The following is a 21,522-nucleotide window of genomic DNA, read 5'->3' as shown; positions in this document are numbered from 1 at the left end:
CGTCGGCCAAGCGTCTGTCTACAGACCTTTAATGGGGCTTACTTCCCCGCTTTTTCTATACAGACCACGGACTCTTGGCCACTTGCCGAGTGAGCAAACACGGAATAGGCCTCGACGCCTCAACATCCGTCACCCGCGCCCGGCAAGGGCAGGAGTTTTCCACACTTTGGGTGTGAAATCCACAAAGAAAAAAGAAGCCAAAAAGAAATTACACATAATGATGATGGTCATATATGTATGTTTCTCTTTAAGGCAAGTCTAAAGGCCCATCCGTGGTGAAGCGTCCCGGACCGGTGGCCGCTCGACCTATTGCCTCTCCTCAGCGTGCAACACCTCATCCCGGCCTAAACCATTAGCTTTAACTTTGCACTCGGCCTACAAGGCCTCGACCTTTTTTAAGTGGTACAATCGACCGTTGCCAAATTGCTGCTCGCGCCCCTGTCGCTGCTCTACGGAGCGGGGGTAGGCTTTCGGAACTGGGCGTACCGGCGCGGGATTATGCGGGGCATATCGTTTTCGGTGCCGGTAATCAGCGTCGGCAACCTGTCGGTAGGGGGAGCGGGTAAAACGCCGCACATCGAATACCTGATCCGCCTTCTCGATCCCTACCTGAACATCGCGACGCTGAGCCGGGGGTACCGCCGTAAGACCCGCGGGTTTCTGGAAGTCCGCCCGGAGATGACGGTGGAAGAAGTAGGCGACGAGCCCCTGCAGTACGCCCGAAAATTTCCGGACGTTATGGTAACGGTCGCCGAGGAACGGGCCTTCGCCATTCCCGAGATCGTCGGTCGCCGACCGGATACCCAGCTCGTGCTGCTCGACGATGCGTTTCAGCACCGTGCCGTCAAACCGGGGCTCAACATCCTCCTCACTGAGTACGAACGCCCCTTCACCCGCGATTACCTTCTGCCCAGCGGCCGCCTCCGCGAATGGCGCAGTGGATACGAGCGAGCCGATGTGATCATCGTCAGCAAATGCCCCGCCGCCCTAGACCGGTCCACAGCCGACAAGCTCATAGGGGAAATTGACCCCCTGCCCCACCAGCGGGTGTTTTTCAGTTACTACGGCTACGCTACCCCGTACTATTTGCTCGACCATCGCTACCGGCTGAGGATGGAGGAAGGGATCGACGTGCTCCTGATCTCGGCGATCGCCAACACCGAATACCTATTGTCGCACCTGCGCACCGCCGCAAAGAACGTCCGCAGCCTCGACTACGCCGACCACCACTACTTCAGTGCCAACGACCTGGCGAACCTGAAGCGGCGCTTCGGAGAGATGCCGGGACGTCACCGGGCCATCGTCACCACGGAAAAGGACGCTACTCGCCTGGAAATGCACCGGGATTTCATCGCGGAGGAGAAGCTGCCCGTATTCGTACTGCCCGTGGAGGTGAAGTTCCATTTCGGCGAGGGGGAGAACTTCGATCAACTGGTGCGCGACTACCTGATCGGCTTCGAGTCATGACGGGCTTCCGCATTATGCCTACTTTGCAGCCCCTTTACTGACCGCCTATGTCTAAGCCCTTTTTCTGGGTCCTGCACTTCATGAGTCGCTGGATGCTGCGCATCTTTTACCCCTCGATGGAGACCGAGGGCGTACACCACGCCAATCACCCGGGGCCGACGCTGCTGTGCGGCAATCATCCCAACACCCTCGCCGACCCCCTGATGGCCGGGATCCACCTCGATCACCAAACCTACTTCCTGGCCAACGCCGGCTTGTGGATGAATCCGGTGACGGCCTTCATCATCGATCCGTTCTGCGTGCCGGTGGCCCGACCGAAGGACAAGGAAGCCGGGGCCGATAAGGGGAGCAAGGAGGAAGTGTTTAACCGCACCTTTCACGCCCTGGAAACCGGGAAGATCATGTACATCGCTCCGGAAGCCTACTCCGAACTGGAGCGGCGATTACGGAAAATAAAGGCCGGGGCGGCCAGTCTGGCCCTGGAAGGTGAGTCGCGGAACGACTGGAAACTGGGACTCACGCTACAGCCGGTGGGCATCAATTACGAAAGTCCGACGACCTGCTTCAGCCGCGCCTTCGTCCGCTACGGCGAACCCATCGTGGCGGCCGAATGGCGAGAGCAGTACGAAAAGAGCCCCATGCGGGCGGTTAGGGGACTGACGAACCTGCTGAGTGAGCGCATGGAGGGGCTGCTCATTCAGACGAAGAATAAGACCGAGGAACGGTGTCTGCGCCGTATCGACCGCAGCCTGCAGAACGACCGCCCGCAGACCGTCTCCGCTCACCACTTCCGCACCCAGCGCATACTTGCCTGGTTGAGGTCCCTCAACGACGAACGGCGCGAGGCTCTCTGCGCCACCGCCGGGGAGTACGACGACTTGCTCCGGACCGAGGGACTGGATGATCTGGCATATAGCAATCACCCACGGCGCAAGTATTCCGCCGGGCTATTTCTGGCCTTGCCCATATTTCTGTACGGCCTGATCAATCACCTGCCCTGGCTACTGGCGATCAACACGATCTGGAAGGCTCTCGGCATCGACCGGGGCTACAAAGCGACGGTGCAGACGCTGGGTTCGTGGATCGTGCTGCCCGTTATGTACCTGCTGCAGACCCTGCTGTTTAACTGGGTCTATCCGGCGGGAATGGGGTGGGTGTACTTGCTTAGTCTGCCGGTGTCCGGATTATTTGCCCTGCGCTACTGGATCACCTACCGCCCGTTCTGGGTCGGTCGTTTTCGCGGGAAGTCCAGTCAGCATGACAGACTGACTTCCCTGAGAGCCCGGTTGATGGCCGAACTGCCGAATTTTGAGGACTACGTACCGGCCGGCACTGCCGCTACATCCCGCACGTCCTGACCATGGAACTATACCTTCAGATTGGCATTTTCGTCGTCGCCATCGCGGCGTTGCTGTGGTCGAGCGATCGATTCGTGGAGTCCGCCGAGCGCATCGGATTGTCGCTGGGCATCAGTCCGTTCATCATCGGAGTTACGATCGTGGCCTTCGGGACTTCGCTGCCGGAATTAGCGACCAGCATCGTATCGGTGCTGGAGGGGACCAGTCAGATTGTCGTGGGCAATGTCGTGGGGTCCAACATCACCAACATCGCCCTGGTACTCGGACTTACCGCCGTGGTGGTCAAGAACATCGATCTGGATTATAACCTCTGGCACATCGATATTCCCTTCCTGTGGGGCAGTGCTTTTCTGCTGTACTTCGCGGTGATGGACGGTACGCTTTCCTTCTTCGAATGCTTCCTGTTTCTGGGGGGGATCATCATCTTTCTGGCGTACAGTTTTAAGGATCAGGATCGCCCGGACAAGGAGGATCGACCCGGGGCGGGGGCGCGTGATTATTTGTTGCTCCTACTCGGCGGGGCGGGCGTGAGCATCTCGGCTTCGTACGTCATCGATGCAATCACGGGGATCAGTCAGATCCTGAATATCGCTCCGAGTGTCATCGCTCTTTCGGCGGTGGCCGTAGGGACGAGCTTGCCGGAGGTGGCCGTGAGCCTGGCGGCGGCCCGTAAGGGAAAGGCCTCAATTGCCGTGGGAAACGCGATCGGGTCCAATATTTTCAACACCTTCATCGTGATGGCCATTCCGCGCTTCTTCGGCCCGCTGGTCATTCCGGCGGAGATCATTTCCGTGTACCTGCCGCTGATGATCGTGATGACCATTTTGCTCGGCGTCATGAGTAACAACCGCAAGATCACCCGGTGGGAAGGTTACGTGTTGTTGTTGTTTTATGCCTGGTACTTCTCGGCGATCGTGGAAGAGGGGAGTAGGGTAGTGGGGTAGGGGGTAGGGGGTAGGGGGTAGGGGGTAGGCTGTTAGTAGTTTAGGCTGTTAGGGTGGTAGAGTGGTAGAGTGGTAGGATGGTGGGATGGTGGGGTGGTAGGAATGGTAGGGTGGTGGGATGGTTAAGCTTTGCCTTACTCCTATTTCTACCCCATTATGACAGAATCCCTGCGCCCTTAAATTATCTTTGTGGCCGTTCCGACCCCATTTATGCTGCAGCACTTTCACATTCTCACGCTTACTCACCGCAATGCCAAACTGAAAGAGGTTGGTGAGTTGGTCACCGCGTTCGAGGGGGGGGATGGTCTGCGCGACCGCCTGACTCAACTACGGGAGCGGGGACTGGTGGACGAAGTCTTTTACTCTTCCACGTGTAACCGCATTCTGCTCCTCTTTACGACGGATCAGCAGGTAGACGACATGTTCAAGCGTGCGCTCTTGCCGGTACCCGCCGCGGGGCTGAGCCGCCTGAAGCACCTGTCGGGATTGCACGCGATACGGCACCTGTACGAGGTGGCCGGGTCGATCGATTCCCTGGTTGTCGGGGAGCGGCAGATCTTGGGGCAACTTCGGGAAAGCCAGGAACGCTGCTGGGAATGGGGGCTTATCGGTGATGACCTGCGCATCATCTGCAACCAGGCCGTACTCGCCGCGAAAGACATCTACGCGAATACCCGGATCGGCGAAAAGTCCGTTTCCGTCGTTTCCCTGTCCATGCAGCAACTGCAACGGTACGCTCCGAGTCGTAAGGCGCGTATTCTGCTGGTTGGCGCCGGGCAAACGAACCTGCTCGTCACCAAGTTTCTGCGCAAACAAGGCTACACGAACGTCACCATCGCGAACCGGACCGTGCAACGCGCGGAGCAACTGGTGAGCGGATTTGCCAACGGTCGTGCGATCGGCCTCGACGATCTCCCCACTTACCGTGAGGGTTTTGACGTACTGTTCGTTTGCACGGCATCCGCTCAGGCCACCATTACGCCCGAGATCTTTTCCGGTTTACTGGCCGGAGAGTCCTCCGCGGACAAGATCGTAGTCGACCTCGGTGTTCCCGCCGACGTGGCCGACGCTACCCTGGCCAACTTTACGTTCACCTACATCGCCATCGAGCACCTGCGGGCGCTGGCGGAGGAGAATATGGATTTTCGTCGTCGCGAAGTCGACCTCGCCCACGAGATCATCGACCGTCACCTGGAGGAAACCGAAACGCTCTACCAGACCCGGCTCATCGAGCGGGCCATGCAGGAGGTGCCGGGACAGATCAAGGCGATCCGCCACAACGCCGTCAATAAGGTGTTCCGTAAGGAGCTCGAAGACCTGGATCCCCAGGCACGCGAGCTGATGGACCGGATGATGATGTACATGGAGAAGCGTTGCATCGGTATCCCCATGCAGGCCGCGCGGGAGGCGGTACTGACGCGCCGGCCGCCGGCTCCGGCGGATTTATCCCCCCGGCGAGCCACCTCCGAAGCGGTCAGCTAAAGATTGCTTACTTAAGCGATCTGCCGGTTCTCCTCGAACTGCCGCCGGATCACTTCCTGTACCGATACGCCCTCGATCTTCGATTCCAGCCAACTGGGAATGTCAAGATAGGTGAAGGGCCGTGACTCGTAGGGGATCTTGGCGACCTCGTCCAGTCGCTTTTTGAGCTTGATGAATTCGTCGCGGAGGTCCTCCTCGCGGATCCGCGGGATGCGGCGCAGGAAGCGGAAGATGATCTGCTGGGTCTGTTGCAGGTGCTCTACCTTGGAAAGGAAGCGGTAAACGGACTTGACCTGGTACTCCACTAACTGTACGTTGCCCATTTCGAAGTGACAGATGAGGCTCAGAATGCGGGCGTAAGCCTGAATGTCCGAGCGGTAATTCGGGCTTCGCTGGTTGATGATCAGGTTGAGGTAGTCGATGGCGGTGTCGTTGTCGCCGCTTCCGAAGTACAGGCAAGCTATACGGTAGTAGAACACCATATGGCGGTGATGATCCCAGTTGTAGCGGTTGTCTTCGATTACCTCCATGATCTGGGGCACGAGACCCAGGCCTTCGGAGAAAGTCCCCTCCATGTAGTGCCGCCGGATCTGGTGATCAAACTGGTAGAGGTGATAGAGTCCGGCTACGTTGACGTTGTTCGTCAGGTCGAACTGGTGGGGGAACAAATCCAGGTGGTGGAGCTCGCCGATAAATTTATCGTACTGCCACATGTTAAAGAGGTTGGCCAGGTGGTTGTGCAGTCCCTTCAGGTAGAGGGGGGCGTTGGCCTCGATCATGCGCGGGTTCTCGCGGAACAGCTCGACCCACCGCTGGGTATAGCGGTAGCAGAGGGGGAATTCCTGCCGCATCAGGTGCATCCAGGTATAGCTCTGGCAGTAGTAGACCTTTCCCCAGAAGTCGAGCCGGTCGAAATCGCCGGTGGGCAGGTTGTCGCGAAAGAAGGCCAGCACCTCTTCCGATTCTTCGTGGCTGCTCACCATACCGTTCTTGAGGTACAGCCCGTAAAGGCGAAGGGAGAGATTGGAGAAGGCGTTGGAATCGCTGATCATCTGGGTGAGCAGATCACACTCCTTGCTGAGTTCTTCGGCCCGCCCCTCGATGCTGCGGGTGATGTACTGCCCTTCGATCAGTTTTTCGAACTGGGCGGTCTCCAGGGCGATGGTGTGGGAATCCACTTCGATGGACCGCTTTTTTACCTTGTCCAGAATGTCGAGCGACTGGCGGTAGAGGCCCTTATTGTAGAGAATGCGGGCGTAGTCCAGGTTCTCCCGCAGGGTGATTTCCTCATCCTTGTTGCGATTCAGTAGTCGGAGACTCGTCAGCAGCTGTTTGTAGAGATGAGCCTTCAGGTTGCTCAGCTGAGACTTTTTTATACCTTCGATCCGCTTAAGGAGATACGCCTCGTCGTACTCGCCGGTGCGCTCCAGTATGTCGAAGAGTTGGAGAAAGAGGATGTCCGCATCCGCCTGCTGGTTGCGTTTGACGAACAAGCGGAAGTGACGCTTTTCGGCGCGATTGAGGGAAGCCACCAGTTTGAGTAAGTCGTCGGTCTTCTGCTTGGGCATTGTATAAACTGTTTCAGTACAAGGTTGAATGTCAAAAGGTTACAGAACAATTCCTTTGACACCCACGTAGCAATACGGTAGATAATATGGGGGTATCCCACTCCGCATTCCCCGGGGAAGCGGTATTTTTATGTGATCGACTACGTTCTGTCCCGAATTAAGCCCTAAAGATATAAGAAGCCCGGTAACCGGCCCGCAACAAGTATGAATACTAACCAAGTCCAAATTTTTGACACCACCCTCCGCGACGGCGAGCAAGTGCCCGGCTGTAAGCTCGATACCCGCCAGAAGGTGGTCATCGCGCGCCAGCTCGAACTCCTCGGCGTGGACGTTATCGAGGCCGGCTTTCCCGTCTCCAGCCCCGGCGACTTCAAGTCCGTGGTCGAGATCGGGCAGACCGTCAAGGACGTAGTCGTCTGTGGTCTTACCCGCGCCGTGATGAACGACATCGACGTCGCCGCGGAAGCCCTTAAGGTAGCCCGGCACCCCCGCATCCACACGGGCATCGGCGTCAGTGAAAGCCACATTCAGTACAAATTACGTACTACCCCCGACAAAATCATCGAGCGGGCCGTCGCCGCCGTAAAGCACGCCAAATCGTACGTGGAAGACGTGGAGTTCTACGCCGAAGATGCCGGCCGCGCCGACAACGAATTCCTGGCCCGCGTTATTCAGGCGGTCGTGGACGCGGGAGCCACCGTGCTCAACATTCCCGACACCACGGGCTACTGCCTTCCCCAGGAGTACGGGGCGAAAATCGCCTACCTGCGCGATAACGTCAACGGCATCCACAAGTGTACCCTAAGTACCCACTGTCACAATGATCTCGGGCTGGCAACCGCCAACTCCATCGCCGGAGCGCAAAACGGTGCCCGCCAGATCGAGTGTACCATCAACGGTATCGGAGAGCGGGCCGGCAACACCTCCCTGGAGGAAGTGGTCATGATCATGCGCCAGCACCCCCAGCTCAACCTGTACACCAACGTTAATTCCAAACTGCTGCTGGAAACCAGTCACCTGGTCAGTGAGAGCATGGGTATGATGGTGCAGCCTAACAAAGCGATCGTAGGCGACAATGCCTTTGCCCACTCCAGTGGCATTCACCAGGACGGTGTCATCAAACGCCGCGACACCTACGAGATCATCGATCCCGCGGAGGTCGGCGTTGACCAGTCCAAGATCGTCCTGACCGCCCGCAGCGGCCGCGCCGCCCTGGCCTACCGCTTCAAGAACCTGGGGTATAACCTTACCAAGGTTCAACTCGACAACATCTACCAGGAATTCCTCAGCATTGCCGACCAGAAGAAGGAAGTGGAAGATGCCGACCTGGAACGGATGATGGAGGGGATGGCCGCCTAAGGCGGTTTACCTTTCCGCCAGCAGGGTACGGATATCCCGCGTCAATTGGTCCACGGAAGCCAGGCTTAGCCCGTTATAGATACCGCGAATGTGACGGTCCCGGTCGACGAGGACGAAGTTCTCCGTATGTAGAAAATCGTCCTGCTCGCGCTCGAGGCCCAGATCCTCCTCCGCGAAGTAATCCTGGCGCCCGAGTCGGTAGATCTGGTCGCGGTCGCCGGTGAGCAGGTGCCAGGTACCGGCATCCACGCCGTTGGATTCGGCGTAATTCCGGAGTACGGCCACCGAATCGTAGTTCGGGGTCACGGAATGCGAGAGCAGTTTGACGTCCGGCACCTCCCGGAAGGCATCCTGTAACACGGTCATGTTATTGGTCATTTTCGGACAGATGCCGGGGCAGGCCGTGAAGAAGAAATTGGCGACGTAGATTTTATCCGCCAGCATAGCCTCGGTGACCGTATCGCCCAGTTGGTCTACCAGACGGAAAGGACTGATCTGGTGAAAGTCCGCGAGGGAATCGCTATCCGCCGTGAACCAGTGGGGGGTGAAGGTCGCCTCCCGGTAGTAGGGTAGGGACGCCGCTTCGGAGCGGTCTGCTTCCCCGCAGGAAAGCATCAGGAGCAGGCCGAGGGCGGTCAGGAACGATTTACTTGGCATAGCGTACTTCTTCATCTTCGAGGGTGTAGCAGAGGTTGGCGCGCCGGAGTCCGAACGTCCGGCCGTCGCGCGCTTCGTAATTGTTGTAAAGTTGGCCGTTCTCCCGCCAAGCTTGCTGGAGGCCTTCTTCCCGGCCGTCGACCAAACGCAGGGTTTTGAAGGGCGCGCCCGAATCGTACCATTGCTCCTGCACGCCGCTGGCCACGCCATCCACGAAGCGGGATACGGAACGCAGGTTACCGTTACTCCACCAGCTGCGGGTTTCCCCGTCCTGGCGTCCGCTCACGTAGTGGCTCGCGAAGCTCAGTCGCCCGTCCGGAAAATACTTGCGGTGCAGGCCGTGGCGACGCCCATTGAGGTAGTCGGTGCGTACCGCGATCGTACCATCCGGGTAATTTTCTACCGCAGTGCCCGTGAAGGGGACGCCCGCGAACCGGGTGATTGGAGTGTTGAGGTCCGTGGTGAGCCGGTCGGCCGGTACGGTGATGGCCGGTACCGACTGGTCCGTGACCGCGGAATCAACCGTAGGGGTACAGTTACTCCACAGCACGGCCAGCAGGATCGGGCTCAGGGAAGAAATATAGTGAAATAGACGCTTCACTTTACTGAATGGCGTTAGGACTTCCCTGGTAGTTGCCGGGGAATAGGATGTAGTAGGTACCCAGGTACAATTCGTTCTGGATGTGGTAGTGGTATTCCTCCTCCAGCGTATGCTGGGTGATGGAGGTATGCCCGCCGGATTCGTCCAGGTCGGTGGGGTAGGTACCGGTGGCATTGCACTTGCGGCCATAGATGAAAAAGCCGTCGGAAATGATGCCGACCAGTTTATCGTCGTCGTCCGAAAAGGCCTTCGGCTCCAGGTGGTAGTGATAACTCTGCGGGCCGGTGTGCGCGGCCGAGTAGTCGAAAGAGGAAATCGCGTTATCGAGGGGAACGTTGGGCCCTTCCTGATCGTCGTAGATCATGGCACCGCTGACCGCCATGCCGATGGGACCGAGGCCCGTGGCGGAACTGGAGTTCGCCTTCACCGGGCTCGCGGGTACCGTGAGGGTGTACGAGCCGTTGAAGTCGTCGATGTTGCCCGGCGCCATCTTTTCGAAGGTGGTGGCCGTGGGCTCCACGAAGAGGGGATGATCGGACGCGGCGGCCGGCGTGACCAGCGTGTTTCCCATCGGATCGATGGCCGTACGTTCGGTAGTGTTGGACCAGTAGGGCGAGGTGTGATTGGGTAGTCCGTTGGACTCGATCACCACCTCATTGCCGTCGAGCATGATACTGAAGGCATCGGGATTGAATTCGGCGAAGGCGGCGTGCAGCTCACCCGACTCCGTGATAGGGGTCGTAAGGTCGCTATCTTCCTGACAGGCTCCGCAGCAGAGTAAACCGGCGAGGGAAAAGGCGAGGGGGAAGTAATTCATTAGGATACTTTTTCCCCTTTGACCACACCCGGTTAGGAATCCTTCGGGGGCGGGGGATTTTTTTCCTGCTGAAGAAGAATTCTCTGCAGAATATCTTCGATGAAGACGGGGTAGGCCGTCATTTGCTCCGCGGTCAGCAACTGTTTAATGTCGTTGAGGTGGCGATACGTGAGCCGGACCTTCTCTGTTTCCACGCTGCAGACCTCCCCGGGTACGGGCGGGACGTCGGAAACGGTAGCCAGCTGTTCCAGATACGTGCGGAGCAGCTGCGTTTGCCGGTCATTCAGCGCTTGCATGTTCTGGCGGTGAGTCCCGGCCAGCCTCAGAAATTCCGCGTGCTGGTCATCATCGAGCCCCAGGATTTCCCGGGCACTGGCGTGGGGGCCGCCGCGGGGGGCGGGGCCGAAGAAGACTACGGCGAGCAGTACAAGATTGACGATCAGCAGTCCGGCGGTCGCCCACCGGTAGGCTTGTAGTTTGTTCATTCCTCGTAGAGTTGGTAGCTCGTGATTAAAGCCAGTTCAGTATCCGCGACCGACGATTGCTGGAGGTGATAATAAACCGCCGAGGCGTTCAGCCCGAGGAAGAGGACGGCGGCGGCGGCAATCCGGCGCCAGTCGACGAGCTGAATGACGGGGGTGTCGCGTAAACCGGCTTCGATCCGGGACAGCAGCGCATCCGGCGGACTAGCCCGCGGGAGCTGTTCCAGGTGGCGAAGGGCTTCGGCAAGGCGATCGGGATGTTCGGGGGTCATTTTCGGGTAGTTTTGGCTTGCCCGCGGTCGGGGTAAGCGTGCTCGAGATTAATGCGCAGTCCTTTCTTACCCCGCATGAGCAGGCTCTCGACCGCTTTGAGGGAAAGTTTCATGATCTCGGCTACCTGGTTGCGGGGCAGCTCTTCCACGTAGCTCAGGATGAAGGCGGTCTTTTGTCGGTCGGGTAGGCGGTAGATGGCGGCAAACAGCGCGCGGTTCGTCTCCCGCTCCTCCAGGCGGGCGGCGGGGTGATGAAAATCCGGGGGGTCGTGCGCTTGAAGCATGCCGAAGATATTGCGGCGCTTGCGCCGGTCGAGGGCGGTCAGCGCGGTATTGGTCGTAATGCGGTAGATCCAGGTAGCTACCTGACTTTCCGCCCGGAAGCCAGCCGCCTTTCTCCACACTTTGGTGAATACATCCTGGGTAACCTCCTCCGCGTCCGCCGCTATCTGCAGGTAACTCAGCGCGGTGTTGTAGACCCGATCGCCGTAGCGGGCATAGAGCGACCGCAGGGCGAGGGTGTCGCCCCGGGCTACCCCGGCCATCAGCTCGGTATCGGTAGGTTCGGCCATGTACGCAAGGTATTCCCCCTTTGGACCGTAGAAAGAATCAAATCCTTCGCGCCCGGAGGACTATTCGCGATTTTTTCGCAACGCTTTGCCGCCTTAGCCACCGGACATTGCTTTTACCCTAAGTTCGCCGCACCCGCGCACCGCCGCCCGACTGATTATCTTTGCCCCCCTAATCCGTATTATCGACATGCCAACCCTTTTCGACAAAGTCTGGGACGCTCACGTGGTCACCTCCGTCCCCGGCGGCGCCCAGGTCCTGTACATCGATCGTCACCTGATCCACGAGGTTACCAGTCCGCAGGCCTTTAACGGACTGCGGCAGCGCGGTATCCCCCTGCTGCGCCGCGACCGCATCGTTGCGACCGCCGACCACAACGTACCCACCAAGGACCAGGATAAGCCCATTGCCGAACCCCTGAGTCGGAAGCAGGTGAATATGCTCACCGAAAACTGCGCGGAATTCGGCGTCGAATTGTACGGCCTCGGCCACCCCTACCAGGGCATCGTGCACGTGATCGGCCCCGAACTCGGCATCACCCGCCCGGGCATCACCATGGTGTGCGGCGACAGCCATACGAGTACCCACGGGGCCTTCGGTGCCATCGCCTTCGGTATCGGGACCAGTCAGGTAGAACAGGTAATGGCTACCCAGTGCGTCCTCATGGAGAAGCCCCGCAAGATGCGGATCAACATCGAGGGAGAACTGCAGGCCGGCGTGACCGCCAAGGACCTCATTCTTTACGTCATCGCTCAGTTGGGTACCGGGGGCGGCACGGGCCACTTCGTCGAGTACGCCGGTTCCGCGATCCGCAATCTGAGCATGGAGGGCCGGATGACCGTCTGCAACATGAGCATAGAAATGGGGGCCCGGGGTGGGCTCATCGCGCCCGATCAGACGACCTTCGACTACCTCGAGGGACGGGAGTTCAGTCCGCGGGGAGCCGATTGGGACGAGGCCGTCGCCCACTGGCGCACCCTGCCCACCGACGCGGACGCGACCTTTGATACCGAATATACCTACCGGGCCGAGGACATTCCTCCCATGATCACCTACGGAACCAATCCGGGCATGGGTATGGGGGTCACGGACACCATTCCCGAAGCCAGCGCGCTCCACGGAGCGGCCAGTATGGAGAAGGCTATGAACTACATGGATCTGGAGATCGGGCAACACATGGAGGGCATGCCCATCGACTACGTCTTCATCGGCTCGTGCACGAACAGCCGCATCGAGGATCTTCGTCTGGCGGGGTCGCTGGTGCAGGGTAAGCGGGTAGCAGCCAACGTTACGGGCATCGTGGTCCCGGGCTCCCAGCAAGTCGCCAAGCAGGCCATTGCCGAGGGGCTGGACCGGGTGTTCGAAGCCGCCGGATTCGAGTTCCGCGGTGCCGGATGTAGTGCCTGCCTCGGTATGAACGAAGATAAGGTGCCGGCCGGCCGCTACTGCGTTTCCACCTCCAACCGCAACTTTGAGGGTCGTCAGGGCCCCGGAGCGCGTACCATTCTGGCCAGTCCGCTGACGGCGGCGGCGGCGGCGGTGGCGGGGAAGATAGTGGACGTCAGAGATATTTAAAATTTAAAATTGGGTATTTAAAATTTGTACTACTATTTGTTGTTTGTTAGTTTGGCAGTGATTTTTGGTTTTACCCATCTACCACTAGAGAAATGACTGCTGATCAACTGGAGGCCCGTCTCATAATGTTTGGAGTGAATTGCACCCTTCTGACCCGCCGCCTCCCAATTGAGCAATATTATGATGCTAAGAACGCCGCGCATCAACTCGTTCGATCCGCTAGCTCCCCGGGTTTTCATTACGGAGAAACGCGGGCCGCGGAGTCTTCCCGCGATTTTCTGCACAAGTTGAAGCTTGGACTGAAGGAACTACGGGAGTCCCGCAATACCCTTCGGTACATCTACTACCTTAAATACCTTCCTGAGGAAGACGTCCTGACTCTTATTCGTGAATCAACTGAATTGATCGCTATTTTCACCTCCAGTGCTAAGAAGGTCCAAATGAAGTTGGCTTCCTGAACTGCCTGCGGGTGTCTCCCACATTTCGCTAATGGTTATTCAAAACAACCGTGCTACCCGAGGTGCCAAGTAAATTTCAAATTGAAAATTTTCAATTTTAAATCTGAGATCTAAAATTTCAACTTTTGACCCCCTTCAAACAACTCACTTCCACCGCCGTCCCCCTGCCCATCGAGGACGTCGATACCGATCAGATCATTCCGGCACGCTTCCTGAAGGCGACGACCCGCGAAGGGTTTGGGGAGAATCTCTTCCGCGACTGGCGCTACGATAAGCTCAATCAGCCGAAGCCCGATTTCGTGCTGAACAATCCGGCCTACGCCGGGGACATCCTCATTGCCGGGGCCAATTTCGGTTGCGGATCCAGTCGGGAACACGCCGCCTGGGCCATCCAGGATTACGGTTTCCGGGTGGTAGTGTCGAGCTACTTCGCCGATATCTTCAAGGGGAATGCCCTGAACAACGGATTGCTGCCGGTGACGGTAAGTCCGGCCGTGCTCGACGAAGCCCTGCGTACCATCGAGCAAGACTCGGGGGCCCGGTTCACGGTGAACCTCGAAGCCCAGACCTTCACCAATGAAGTTACCGGGACGGTTACCGAATTCGAAATCGATGAGTACAAAAAAACCTGTCTGCTGAACGGCTACGACGACATCGACTTCCTGCTGAGTCAGCGGGAGAAGATCGAATCTTTCGAACGTCAACGCCTCGACTTTAGCCTGTAATACCCTTACCGCCCCACTATATGCCTACCTATAATATTGCCGTACTGGACGGCGACGGGATCGGACCCGAAGTGATCGCCGAAGCGATCAAGGTGCTCGACGTCGTTGCCGAAAAATTCGGACACACCTTTCAATACACCTACGCTCCCGTCGGAGCGGTGGCAATCGACAAGACGGGGGAGCCCCTCCCGGAAGAAACGCTGTCGCTGTGCAGACGGTCGGATGCTTTACTGTTCGGGGCCATCGGTCACCCCCGCTTCGACAATGATCCTACCGCGAAGGTCCGTCCCGAACAGGGCTTACTGAAGCTGCGTAAGGAGCTCGGCCTGTTTGCCAACCTGCGCCCGGTGGCGAGCTACGACGAACTGGCTGACCTGAGTCCCCTGCGCCCCGAACGCATGAAGGGCGTGGATATGTTGATCGTCCGAGAGCTCACCGGCGGCATCTACTTTGGGGAAAAGGGTAGAAAGGACGACGGCAATACCGCCTACGATACCTGTACCTATACCCGTATGGAGATCGACCGCATCGTGCGGATGGGCTTCGCCGAGGCCCGTGCCCGCCGTGGCAGACTCACCCTGGTCGACAAGGCCAACGTGATGGAAAGCAGCCGACTGTGGCGGGAGGTCACCCGGGAGCTCGCCGCGGAAAACGACGACGTGGAACTGAACTTCATGTTCGTGGACAACGCCGCCATGCAGTTGATCCTCAACCCCGCCCAGTTCGACGTAATCGTGACCAGCAACATGTTCGGCGACATTCTCTCCGACGCATCGAGCGTACTGGCCGGATCACTCGGATTGTTGCCGTCCAGCAGCGTGGGCTCTACCGTCGGCATGTTTGAACCCATTCACGGCTCCTGGCCGGAAGGAGCGGGACAGGACCGTGCCAATCCGGTTGCCGCCGTCCTGTCGGCCGCCATGATGCTCGATCACCTGGAACTGCGTGAGGAGGGTGCGGCGATTAGAAGCGCGGTCAACGCCGTCCTGGGGCAGGGCGTAGGTACGGAGGATCTCCGGCCGGCCACGCGGGTCGGTACCCGGGAATTCGGCGACCGTATCGCCGCCGCGCTCTAGCCCGAAGCGTAGTAAAAGGGAACCGAAATAATCGCCCTGATCGAATCTTCCGGTCTGCGGGGGGAGGGGAGCTGTCGCTGGTGGACATTCAGGTAGTGCAGCCCCGGAGTAAGGGTGTCCAGGGGAATGAATTTGATCAGATCCGGGCGTAGGCTGTGATCCTGGCGGGTCAGAAATACATCGTGCAGACTGAGTCTGTTACTGTCGAGGTAGAGTGATAGCGAACTGCCGAGACACTCCAGAATATGGGGGGTCAGCGTAGCGGAATTTGCCGCATCCGGTTCGGAACCAAACAAGCGCGACAGTATCACGGAGTGAATGACGCTCTGGTGGGGGGGTAACAGTTCGGGGCACTGCCGTGCAATCACCGCTTCGTAGGAACTATACAGTGGAATGCGCACCCGCAGGGGTGAGGCTCTGATGATCTGAGAAGGCAGTTCCACCATGGCTTCCGTGACCCGGTCATCGTTTTCGTCCGCGTAGTATCCGGCGCGGAGCAGGTGTTTGCCGTTGGTGTCGTTATCGAAGTAATCGTTCGATACATAACGGAAAGGAGTAGCCTGCAGCGAAAGAAGGGTGACGGCCAGAAACAAGTAGGGGACGAGTACGAGGGCAAACCAATAGCTATGCTTACGGGAAAGTAGGTTGTAGTACAGCGGTCGGTACAGACGGGCCAGGGTAATCCAACCCAGCAGCCGGTAGAAAGGAAAGTAAAGGTGGGAGAAGAAGCGAAAGCGCTTGAGGTAGCCGGCGGTGAGAAAGTCCACGAAATAAACGAGAACGAAAAACAGGTAAGCGAACAGGATGATTCCCAGCAGGACCGTCCAAAAGGTTCCTCCGTCGGATACCGTATTGATCAGCAGCACCAACCCCGCCAGCGATCCGGTGATCGTGAAGATGCTGACGGCGACTACGATCAGCAGAAACGTAAAGGCGAAGATCAGACTGGCCGCGTCGTCGACGTGTTGGATGTAGCGGTCAAAATTTCCGGTTCGGCGCTGAAGGAAGGAGCGGAACTTCGGGGCCAGTCTTCTCCGTATCAGTACGGTATCCCCCATAACGGACCGCGAACCGATCGCACCGATCCACAGGCACCGCAGTACCACGTGCACGAACAGATTAGCCAGCGTGATGATGTAGGCAAACGACAGACACACGATCAGACCACCGACGAAACTTGAGACAAGGTCCTTGCCACTGAGCGCGTCGAGCCACTTTTTGGTCCACTCACCAAAGGCATCGAAGCCCGACAGCATTCCCGCCAGCGCGAATCCGGTGACCAGCAGCTCCAACTGCCAACTGTTAATTTGTAAAAGATCAAGATTCGTACCCTCGGCGGTGTGTTTGCGCATTGTAGCAATATACACTGCATACAAAAAGCGCCCGCTCCTCCCGGGGGAGGAACGGGCGCCTTTAGCGTACTAGGGAATCACGGTTTAGTTATCCCGGTGCAGATACAGCGAGCTCAGCCCGGGGAAGGGCAGGGAGGTCATGGGGGCCACGTCTCCGCTAGCAGTGCCTTCGAAGATCAGCAGTGTACCGCCGTTGGTAGCGCGATCGGCTACGTAAATACGATCGGTATCCTGGTCGTAGGCTACGTCAACCGGGTTACCGAGGGTAGTGGTCGCTCCACCAATACGGGTGTAGCTCTCGGCACCGACGGAGGTCAGGTTGCCCAGGGTAGAGAAGTTGCGCAGGATGACCAGTCCGCCGTCGGTATCGGAGGCGGCGTCACCGATGTCGGTCAGGATCATGATGTCGTCTTCGGCATTGTACTCCAGTCCGTGGGTACGGGTGATGCCGTCTACCTTGATGTAGCGATCGGGGGTGACCATGGTTCCGGGAGCGTTGTTGAGCAATCCGGTAAATACGGCGACGGAATCGCTCTTATCGACTACGGCGTAGAGGTCACTGCCGACGAACTGAATACCCCAGAGGGCAATGTCGGTATCGAAGGCATAGCCGGTCTGGATGTCGTCACCCGTCAGGATGTTATACACCACCAGGCGATTGGCGTTGTCGTTCTCATCGCTCCCTTGTTGGGCGACAACGAACTGCTTGTTGCGGTAAGCCAACCCGCGACCGTTCGTGAAGTCGGAAGTACTGCGCGATTCCACGTCGACGCCGTTGGGGTCATCAAGATCATCAATGACGTCGTTGTACTCGACCAGGACGTTGTTGGTGCGGTCTACCTGATACAGATTACCCTCGTCGGTATCGTAGTAAAGTCCGTCGGCATCGGTGCCGGAGGCCGTAAAGGTTTCGATGTCCGGGGCGCCGTCTTCCAGATTGACTACGCCGACCATACCACTGGTGTTGGAGGAGAGGAAGAGCGTTCCGTCGTCGTCGAAGTCGATGCCGAGAATGGTATCGTCATCGTCGTTGCAGGAAGTGAGGGAAAGTGCCATAACGGCAATAAGGAGCAGGCCGAGCCGGCTCAGTGATAAATTGGAAAGCATAAAATTGTTGGTTTGATGGGGAAAAAGTGGGTGTGTAATACTCAATAGGTGTGTATCCCCCAAACCCGATCCGTACGATGGGTGTTCGTCAGATTCGCGTAAAGACCTGCAAATAAGCTGCTAATAAAGTATTGTTTTGCAAATTCAATCAATTTAAGAATTTAGTAGCATTGTTTATGTAGTTCACAAGTTGGTCTTCGGTAAATGCAATTTTATCGCGTCAATTGTTCTCCAGGATTAATCGCAGGTGCCCTAAATGATGATCCCCGTGCCAGGCGTAGTGTGCCGCCAGGGTGTCCAGGTGGTAGGTAATACCGCTGCCGGGATGGTAAGCCGTGCGGCGCCACTGCTCATCCGTACACTGGGCCAGTAAGACGGCCAGCCGGAGGTGTATTCCCCGCAGAATGTCCAGACTGGCCTGCACCGGCACCGCGGCTACGTCGGGCAATTCCGCCCAAGCTTCCTGATTATAGGGGACCAGGGTAGGGTGATCTTCCACGAGGGTGACCTTGTGTCTGCGGTAGGCGTGCAGGTGACTATCGGCGAGGTGGTGAATGACCTGCTGGGCCGACCAGCCACCCGGTCGGTAAGCTACGTCGAGCAGATTCCGCCGTCGAATGTCGTCCGCCAGGGCTTCCAGTCGATCCGGAAAACTACCGATGCGTTTGATGGAGTCGATGCGGGCGGCTTCGTCCCCGGGCTGGGGCAATTGGCTTGGGCCGATGGGATACCGTAGAAGGTCAGTGGCGGACATGGAAGGCAAAGTTTAGGCGGGTACGCGGGAGCGGTGTGGGACGAATATCGTTAGTTGACTTCGGCGGTACGAATAACCTGAACGACCTCGGCCATCAGATCGCGCTTGCGGCGTCCGGGAGCGTAGACGAAGCCGTCGACCAGGACCAGTTCCTTATCGGCCTCGTCGTTCAGCAGGTAGGAGACAAAGGGCCCCGCCAGGAAGTCGTTCTCGATCTCCCAGATGCCCCGGCCTTCGATGGCGTAGGCCCCGTTGAGTTCGGTAGCTTCCGTAAAGAGGGGTAAGTCGGTGTCGTTGATCCGCATGTAGGTGTTGGCGGTAGTGGAACTGACGTATTCCTTACCGATCCGATCGCGAATTTCCTTGAGTCCTTCGCGGGAGAGCTGGGACTGATCCTGGTAGGGAACTTTCGTAACCATGATATTGAGACTGGCCCCTTGCACTTCCTTGCGCAGCCAGACCACGTCCTCCGCGTCGAGCGGTACCCGAACGTAGCCGCCGGGAATTTCCAGGGAGGCGCCGGCCATCTGGCGGACGGTATCCCCCAGCCGGCGGTTCACGCCCTCGAAGTAGGTGGTGACCCGCATGCGCTCATCTTCTCCTTGCTGCAGGCGCTTGACGACGCCGGGGTACACGGTACTGAGACCCGTAAGCAACTCATCGTGATTTTTACCCAGAATGTAGACCAGTTGCTGGCCGGTAGCCCACTTGTTCTTGGCTACGGCCGTTCCGAAACCCTCGGTCCTTACCTGCTGGATCTTGTCATCGGAGAGATCGTTGAGGACCATCTGGGTGGTGGGGCTATCGCTATCGCTAAGGTCGGCCAGAACGATGTAATTGCGCAACTGGCCCCAGGTAGGTTCGGCCGATACCTGCTCGGGCGTAATGTAGCGCACGTCGAAAATAGGCTCGGGCTGGGGCAGGATGATGTAGGGAGCTTCGAAGAAGTACGCTACGGAATCCCCCACTCCGGCCTTCCAGGTGCTGCTGTCGGCGATGACGACCAGGCTGTTGATCTGCCCGAAGGCCGAGGGGGTCGGCTGGAGGGTGCGTTGCAGTTCCTCATTCCCGCAGGAAGAGAGGCCGGCGAACAGGCTCAGGCAGAGGATGAAGAGTAGGGGACGGTATGCGGACATTGATGAAAGCGTTCTAATCAGGGGAACAGATGATTACCGGACGGGTTTTGACGGGCGGTCGCCGGGTCAAATGTCGGCTAAAGCTCCAACTCGTTGATGGCTTCCCACACCATACCGGATTCGTAGCCCCGCTTCACCATATAGTCCGCCAACTTACGGCGGCGCAAGTACGGGTGCTGCCCGGCCTTTTCGATCCCGTTGCGCCGTTCGAGTTCACTACACAGCGTACCGTAATATTCGGAGGGGTCGATCTCCTTCATGGCCTGTTTGATGCAGTACGCACTGATGTGGCGGTGCTTCAGTTCCGCCCGGATCTTATACCGGCCCCACCGCTTAATCTTGAACTTACCGCGGGCGAAGGAGCGAGCGAAGCGTTCCTCGTCGAGGTATTTCTCCCGGATGAGCTCCGCGATGACTTCCTCGGCCGGATCGCCGTAGTAGCCGAGCTCGTGCAGCTTTTCGCGAGCCTCCTTATGGCAGCGATCCTGGTAGGCGCAGTAATGCTGCAGCGCTTCTAGAGCCTGCTCGGCGGTGTACACGACTTTCTTGGGGGGCTGAAACACGGAAGTTTTTAAAAGGATTTGTTGCAAAAGTACGAAATTATCGGCTACTCCGGACTTAGAGGCCAAGCCCCAACCGTCCGTATCTTGCCGCGAATTCAACCCCGACCCCAATGATAGACTTCGCGCAGCTCTGGAGCGACTACGAACCCATTTTACTCGCCATTGGCCTGAAGATCGTCCTCGGCGTATTTCTACTGGTCGCCGGCTTCTGGCTCATCAACTGGCTGACCGAGAAGCTGCGCCACCTCTTCCAGAAGCGCAACATGGACATCAGCGTTTCCGGTTTCCTGACCAGTTTTTTCAGCATCGGACTGAAGGTGCTGCTCATTCTTTCCATTGCCGGCATGTTCGGCGTGGAAACGACCTCCTTCATTGCCATCCTTTCGGCCCTATCCCTGGCCGTCGGACTGGCCCTACAGGGCAACCTCGGTCATTTCGCCAGCGGTATTCTCCTGCTCACCTTCCGCCCCTTCAAGGTGGGCGATCTGGTCACAACGGGCGGGTATACGGGTACGGTAAAGGACATTCAGGTATTTAACACCATCCTGACCTCCGTCGACAACCGGCTGATCATCATTCCGAACGGAAAAGTGATGGGCAATGCCATCGAGAACATGACCGCCCTGGGAGTGCGCCGGCTCGACATGACCTTCGGCATCGGTTACGGCGACGATATCGATCACGCGCGGGCTACCCTGCAGTCCGTGGTCGAGGCAACCCCGAACATTCTGATAGACCGCGGCGTCGACATTTTCGTCCGCACCCTCAACGACAGCAGCGTGGATATGGCCCTGCGGGTGTGGACCGAGAACGCCAATTACTGGCCGACCCTGATCTATCTGAACGAGCACGTGAAAAAGGCCTTCGATGCGGCGGATATTAATATTCCCTATCCGCAGATGGATGTGCACGTCAGGAGTTAGGATTGCTCACTGCGTTCGCGGGTGGTCGCTCGCGGGGCTCGCGGGTGGTAATTTGGGATCGCTCCCGGCGGTCGCTGGTAGTCGCTCGCGGGGCTCGCGGGTGGTAATGTGGTCACGCTCACTGCGTTCGCTGGTGGTCGCTCGCGGGGCTCGCGGGTGGTAATTTAGGATCGCTCCCGGTGGTCGCTGGTAGTCGCTCGCGGGGCTCGCGGGTGGTAATTTAGGATCGCTCCCGGTGGTCGCTGGTAGTCGCTCGCGAGGCTCGCGGGTGGTAAT

At 58.2% G+C, this 21,522-nt stretch carries 22 protein-coding genes; 10 read left to right on the top strand and 12 right to left on the bottom strand.

Translation table 11 applies throughout. The features are described 5' to 3' along the window. The first annotated feature begins 399 nt into the window (after positions 1-399). The 4 genes from lpxK (at position 400) to NMA52_RS10050 (ending at position 5,251) form a co-directional block, all read left to right on the top strand. Positions 400-1,467 (top strand): tetraacyldisaccharide 4'-kinase, encoded by a 1,068-nt coding sequence (gene lpxK / locus NMA52_RS10065; RefSeq protein ID WP_254827536.1) that lies wholly within the window; start codon positions 400-402, stop codon positions 1,465-1,467. Positions 1,468-1,514: 47 nt separating this feature from the next. After that, positions 1,515-2,825: a 1-acyl-sn-glycerol-3-phosphate acyltransferase gene (locus tag NMA52_RS10060; RefSeq protein WP_254827535.1), complete on the top strand. Its 1,311-nt coding sequence runs from the start codon at positions 1,515-1,517 to the stop codon at positions 2,823-2,825. 2 nt (positions 2,826-2,827) lie between these two features. After that, positions 2,828-3,769, top strand: a complete 942-nt coding sequence (locus tag NMA52_RS10055; RefSeq protein WP_254827534.1) for a calcium/sodium antiporter — start codon at positions 2,828-2,830, stop codon at positions 3,767-3,769. A gap of 189 nt (positions 3,770-3,958) precedes the next feature. After that, positions 3,959-5,251 carry a glutamyl-tRNA reductase gene (locus NMA52_RS10050; RefSeq protein ID WP_254827533.1) on the top strand — a complete coding sequence of 431 codons (1,293 nt, stop codon included), beginning with the start codon at positions 3,959-3,961 and terminating at the stop codon, positions 5,249-5,251. A gap of 11 nt (positions 5,252-5,262) precedes the next feature. Here NMA52_RS10050 and NMA52_RS10045 read toward each other — a convergent pair whose 3' ends face one another. Beyond that, positions 5,263-6,819 (bottom strand): hypothetical protein, encoded by a 1,557-nt coding sequence (locus NMA52_RS10045; protein WP_254827532.1) that lies wholly within the window; start codon positions 6,817-6,819, stop codon positions 5,263-5,265. A gap of 204 nt (positions 6,820-7,023) precedes the next feature. On the opposite strand from NMA52_RS10045, the gene NMA52_RS10040 reads away from it, so the two are divergent. Next, on the top strand, positions 7,024-8,178 hold the full coding sequence (locus NMA52_RS10040; RefSeq protein ID WP_254827531.1) for a 2-isopropylmalate synthase: 1,155 nt from the start codon (positions 7,024-7,026) through the stop codon (positions 8,176-8,178). 6 nt (positions 8,179-8,184) lie between these two features. Here the strand turns inward: NMA52_RS10040 and NMA52_RS10035 are convergent, their stop codons facing one another. From NMA52_RS10035 to NMA52_RS10010, 6 genes are read right to left on the bottom strand one after another with little or no spacing between them, the layout of a single operon-like run. After that, positions 8,185-8,850, bottom strand: coding sequence for an SCO family protein (locus NMA52_RS10035; protein WP_254827530.1), 666 nt, complete (start codon positions 8,848-8,850; stop codon positions 8,185-8,187). After that, entirely contained in the window at positions 8,825-9,436 is a 612-nt protein-coding gene (locus NMA52_RS10030; protein ID WP_254827529.1) for a toxin-antitoxin system YwqK family antitoxin, read from the bottom strand. The genes NMA52_RS10035 and NMA52_RS10030 overlap by 26 nt, the downstream gene beginning before the upstream one ends. A gap of 1 nt (position 9,437) precedes the next feature. After that, on the bottom strand, positions 9,438-10,253 hold the full coding sequence (locus tag NMA52_RS10025) for a YHYH protein (RefSeq protein WP_254827528.1): 816 nt from the start codon (positions 10,251-10,253) through the stop codon (positions 9,438-9,440). Between the two features lie 32 nt (positions 10,254-10,285). Next, positions 10,286-10,738 carry a hypothetical protein gene (locus NMA52_RS10020; protein WP_254827527.1) on the bottom strand — a complete coding sequence of 151 codons (453 nt, stop codon included), beginning with the start codon at positions 10,736-10,738 and terminating at the stop codon, positions 10,286-10,288. After that, on the bottom strand, positions 10,735-11,007 hold the full coding sequence (locus tag NMA52_RS10015) for a hypothetical protein (RefSeq protein ID WP_254827526.1): 273 nt from the start codon (positions 11,005-11,007) through the stop codon (positions 10,735-10,737). Before NMA52_RS10015 ends, NMA52_RS10020 begins: the two co-directional genes overlap by 4 nt. Beyond that, positions 11,004-11,579: an RNA polymerase sigma factor gene (locus NMA52_RS10010; protein WP_254827525.1), complete on the bottom strand. Its 576-nt coding sequence runs from the start codon at positions 11,577-11,579 to the stop codon at positions 11,004-11,006. Before NMA52_RS10010 ends, NMA52_RS10015 begins: the two co-directional genes overlap by 4 nt. Positions 11,580-11,766: 187 nt before the next feature. Here NMA52_RS10010 and leuC point away from each other — a divergent pair, with 187 nt between their 5' ends. The 4 genes from leuC to leuB all read left to right on the top strand — a co-directional run bounded on the left by leuC (position 11,767) and on the right by leuB (position 15,411). Continuing rightward, a complete protein-coding gene (gene leuC / locus NMA52_RS10005) occupies positions 11,767-13,152 on the top strand; it encodes a 3-isopropylmalate dehydratase large subunit (protein ID WP_254827524.1) in 1,386 nt (461 codons plus the stop codon). Between the two features lie 92 nt (positions 13,153-13,244). Continuing rightward, entirely contained in the window at positions 13,245-13,610 is a 366-nt protein-coding gene (locus NMA52_RS19150) for a four helix bundle protein (RefSeq protein ID WP_371930954.1), read from the top strand. 125 nt (positions 13,611-13,735) lie between these two features. Then, positions 13,736-14,335 (top strand): 3-isopropylmalate dehydratase small subunit, encoded by a 600-nt coding sequence (gene leuD / locus NMA52_RS10000; RefSeq protein WP_254827523.1) that lies wholly within the window; start codon positions 13,736-13,738, stop codon positions 14,333-14,335. Positions 14,336-14,355: 20 nt separating this feature from the next. Continuing rightward, a complete protein-coding gene (gene leuB / locus NMA52_RS09995) occupies positions 14,356-15,411 on the top strand; it encodes a 3-isopropylmalate dehydrogenase (protein ID WP_254827522.1) in 1,056 nt (351 codons plus the stop codon). Here leuB and NMA52_RS09990 read toward each other — a convergent pair. From NMA52_RS09990 to NMA52_RS09970, 5 genes are all read right to left on the bottom strand, one after another. After that, positions 15,408-16,763: a hypothetical protein gene (locus NMA52_RS09990; protein WP_254827521.1), complete on the bottom strand. Its 1,356-nt coding sequence runs from the start codon at positions 16,761-16,763 to the stop codon at positions 15,408-15,410. The two genes, leuB and NMA52_RS09990, sit on opposite strands and share 4 nt — an antisense overlap. 84 nt (positions 16,764-16,847) lie before the next feature. Beyond that, on the bottom strand, positions 16,848-17,870 hold the full coding sequence (locus NMA52_RS09985) for a hypothetical protein (RefSeq protein WP_254827520.1): 1,023 nt from the start codon (positions 17,868-17,870) through the stop codon (positions 16,848-16,850). A 220-nt stretch (positions 17,871-18,090) separates the two neighbouring features. Beyond that, positions 18,091-18,624, bottom strand: a complete 534-nt coding sequence (locus NMA52_RS09980) for a YfiT family bacillithiol transferase (protein WP_254827519.1) — start codon at positions 18,622-18,624, stop codon at positions 18,091-18,093. A gap of 50 nt (positions 18,625-18,674) precedes the next feature. Beyond that, positions 18,675-19,760 carry a DUF4837 family protein gene (locus tag NMA52_RS09975; protein ID WP_254827518.1) on the bottom strand — a complete coding sequence of 362 codons (1,086 nt, stop codon included), beginning with the start codon at positions 19,758-19,760 and terminating at the stop codon, positions 18,675-18,677. A gap of 77 nt (positions 19,761-19,837) precedes the next feature. Then, entirely contained in the window at positions 19,838-20,323 is a 486-nt protein-coding gene (locus tag NMA52_RS09970; protein ID WP_254827517.1) for a RecX family transcriptional regulator, read from the bottom strand. A 110-nt stretch (positions 20,324-20,433) separates the two neighbouring features. Between NMA52_RS09970 and NMA52_RS09965 the strand changes: the two genes are divergently transcribed. Beyond that, positions 20,434-21,246 (top strand): mechanosensitive ion channel family protein, encoded by an 813-nt coding sequence (locus tag NMA52_RS09965; protein ID WP_254827516.1) that lies wholly within the window; start codon positions 20,434-20,436, stop codon positions 21,244-21,246. Positions 21,247-21,522: the final 276 nt, after the last annotated feature.

The sequence above is a fragment of the Lewinella sp. JB7 genome (genome assembly GCF_024297185.1).
Classification (GTDB): domain Bacteria; phylum Bacteroidota; class Bacteroidia; order Chitinophagales; family Saprospiraceae; genus Neolewinella.
This window is presented reverse-complemented; position numbering and strand designations above follow the sequence as displayed.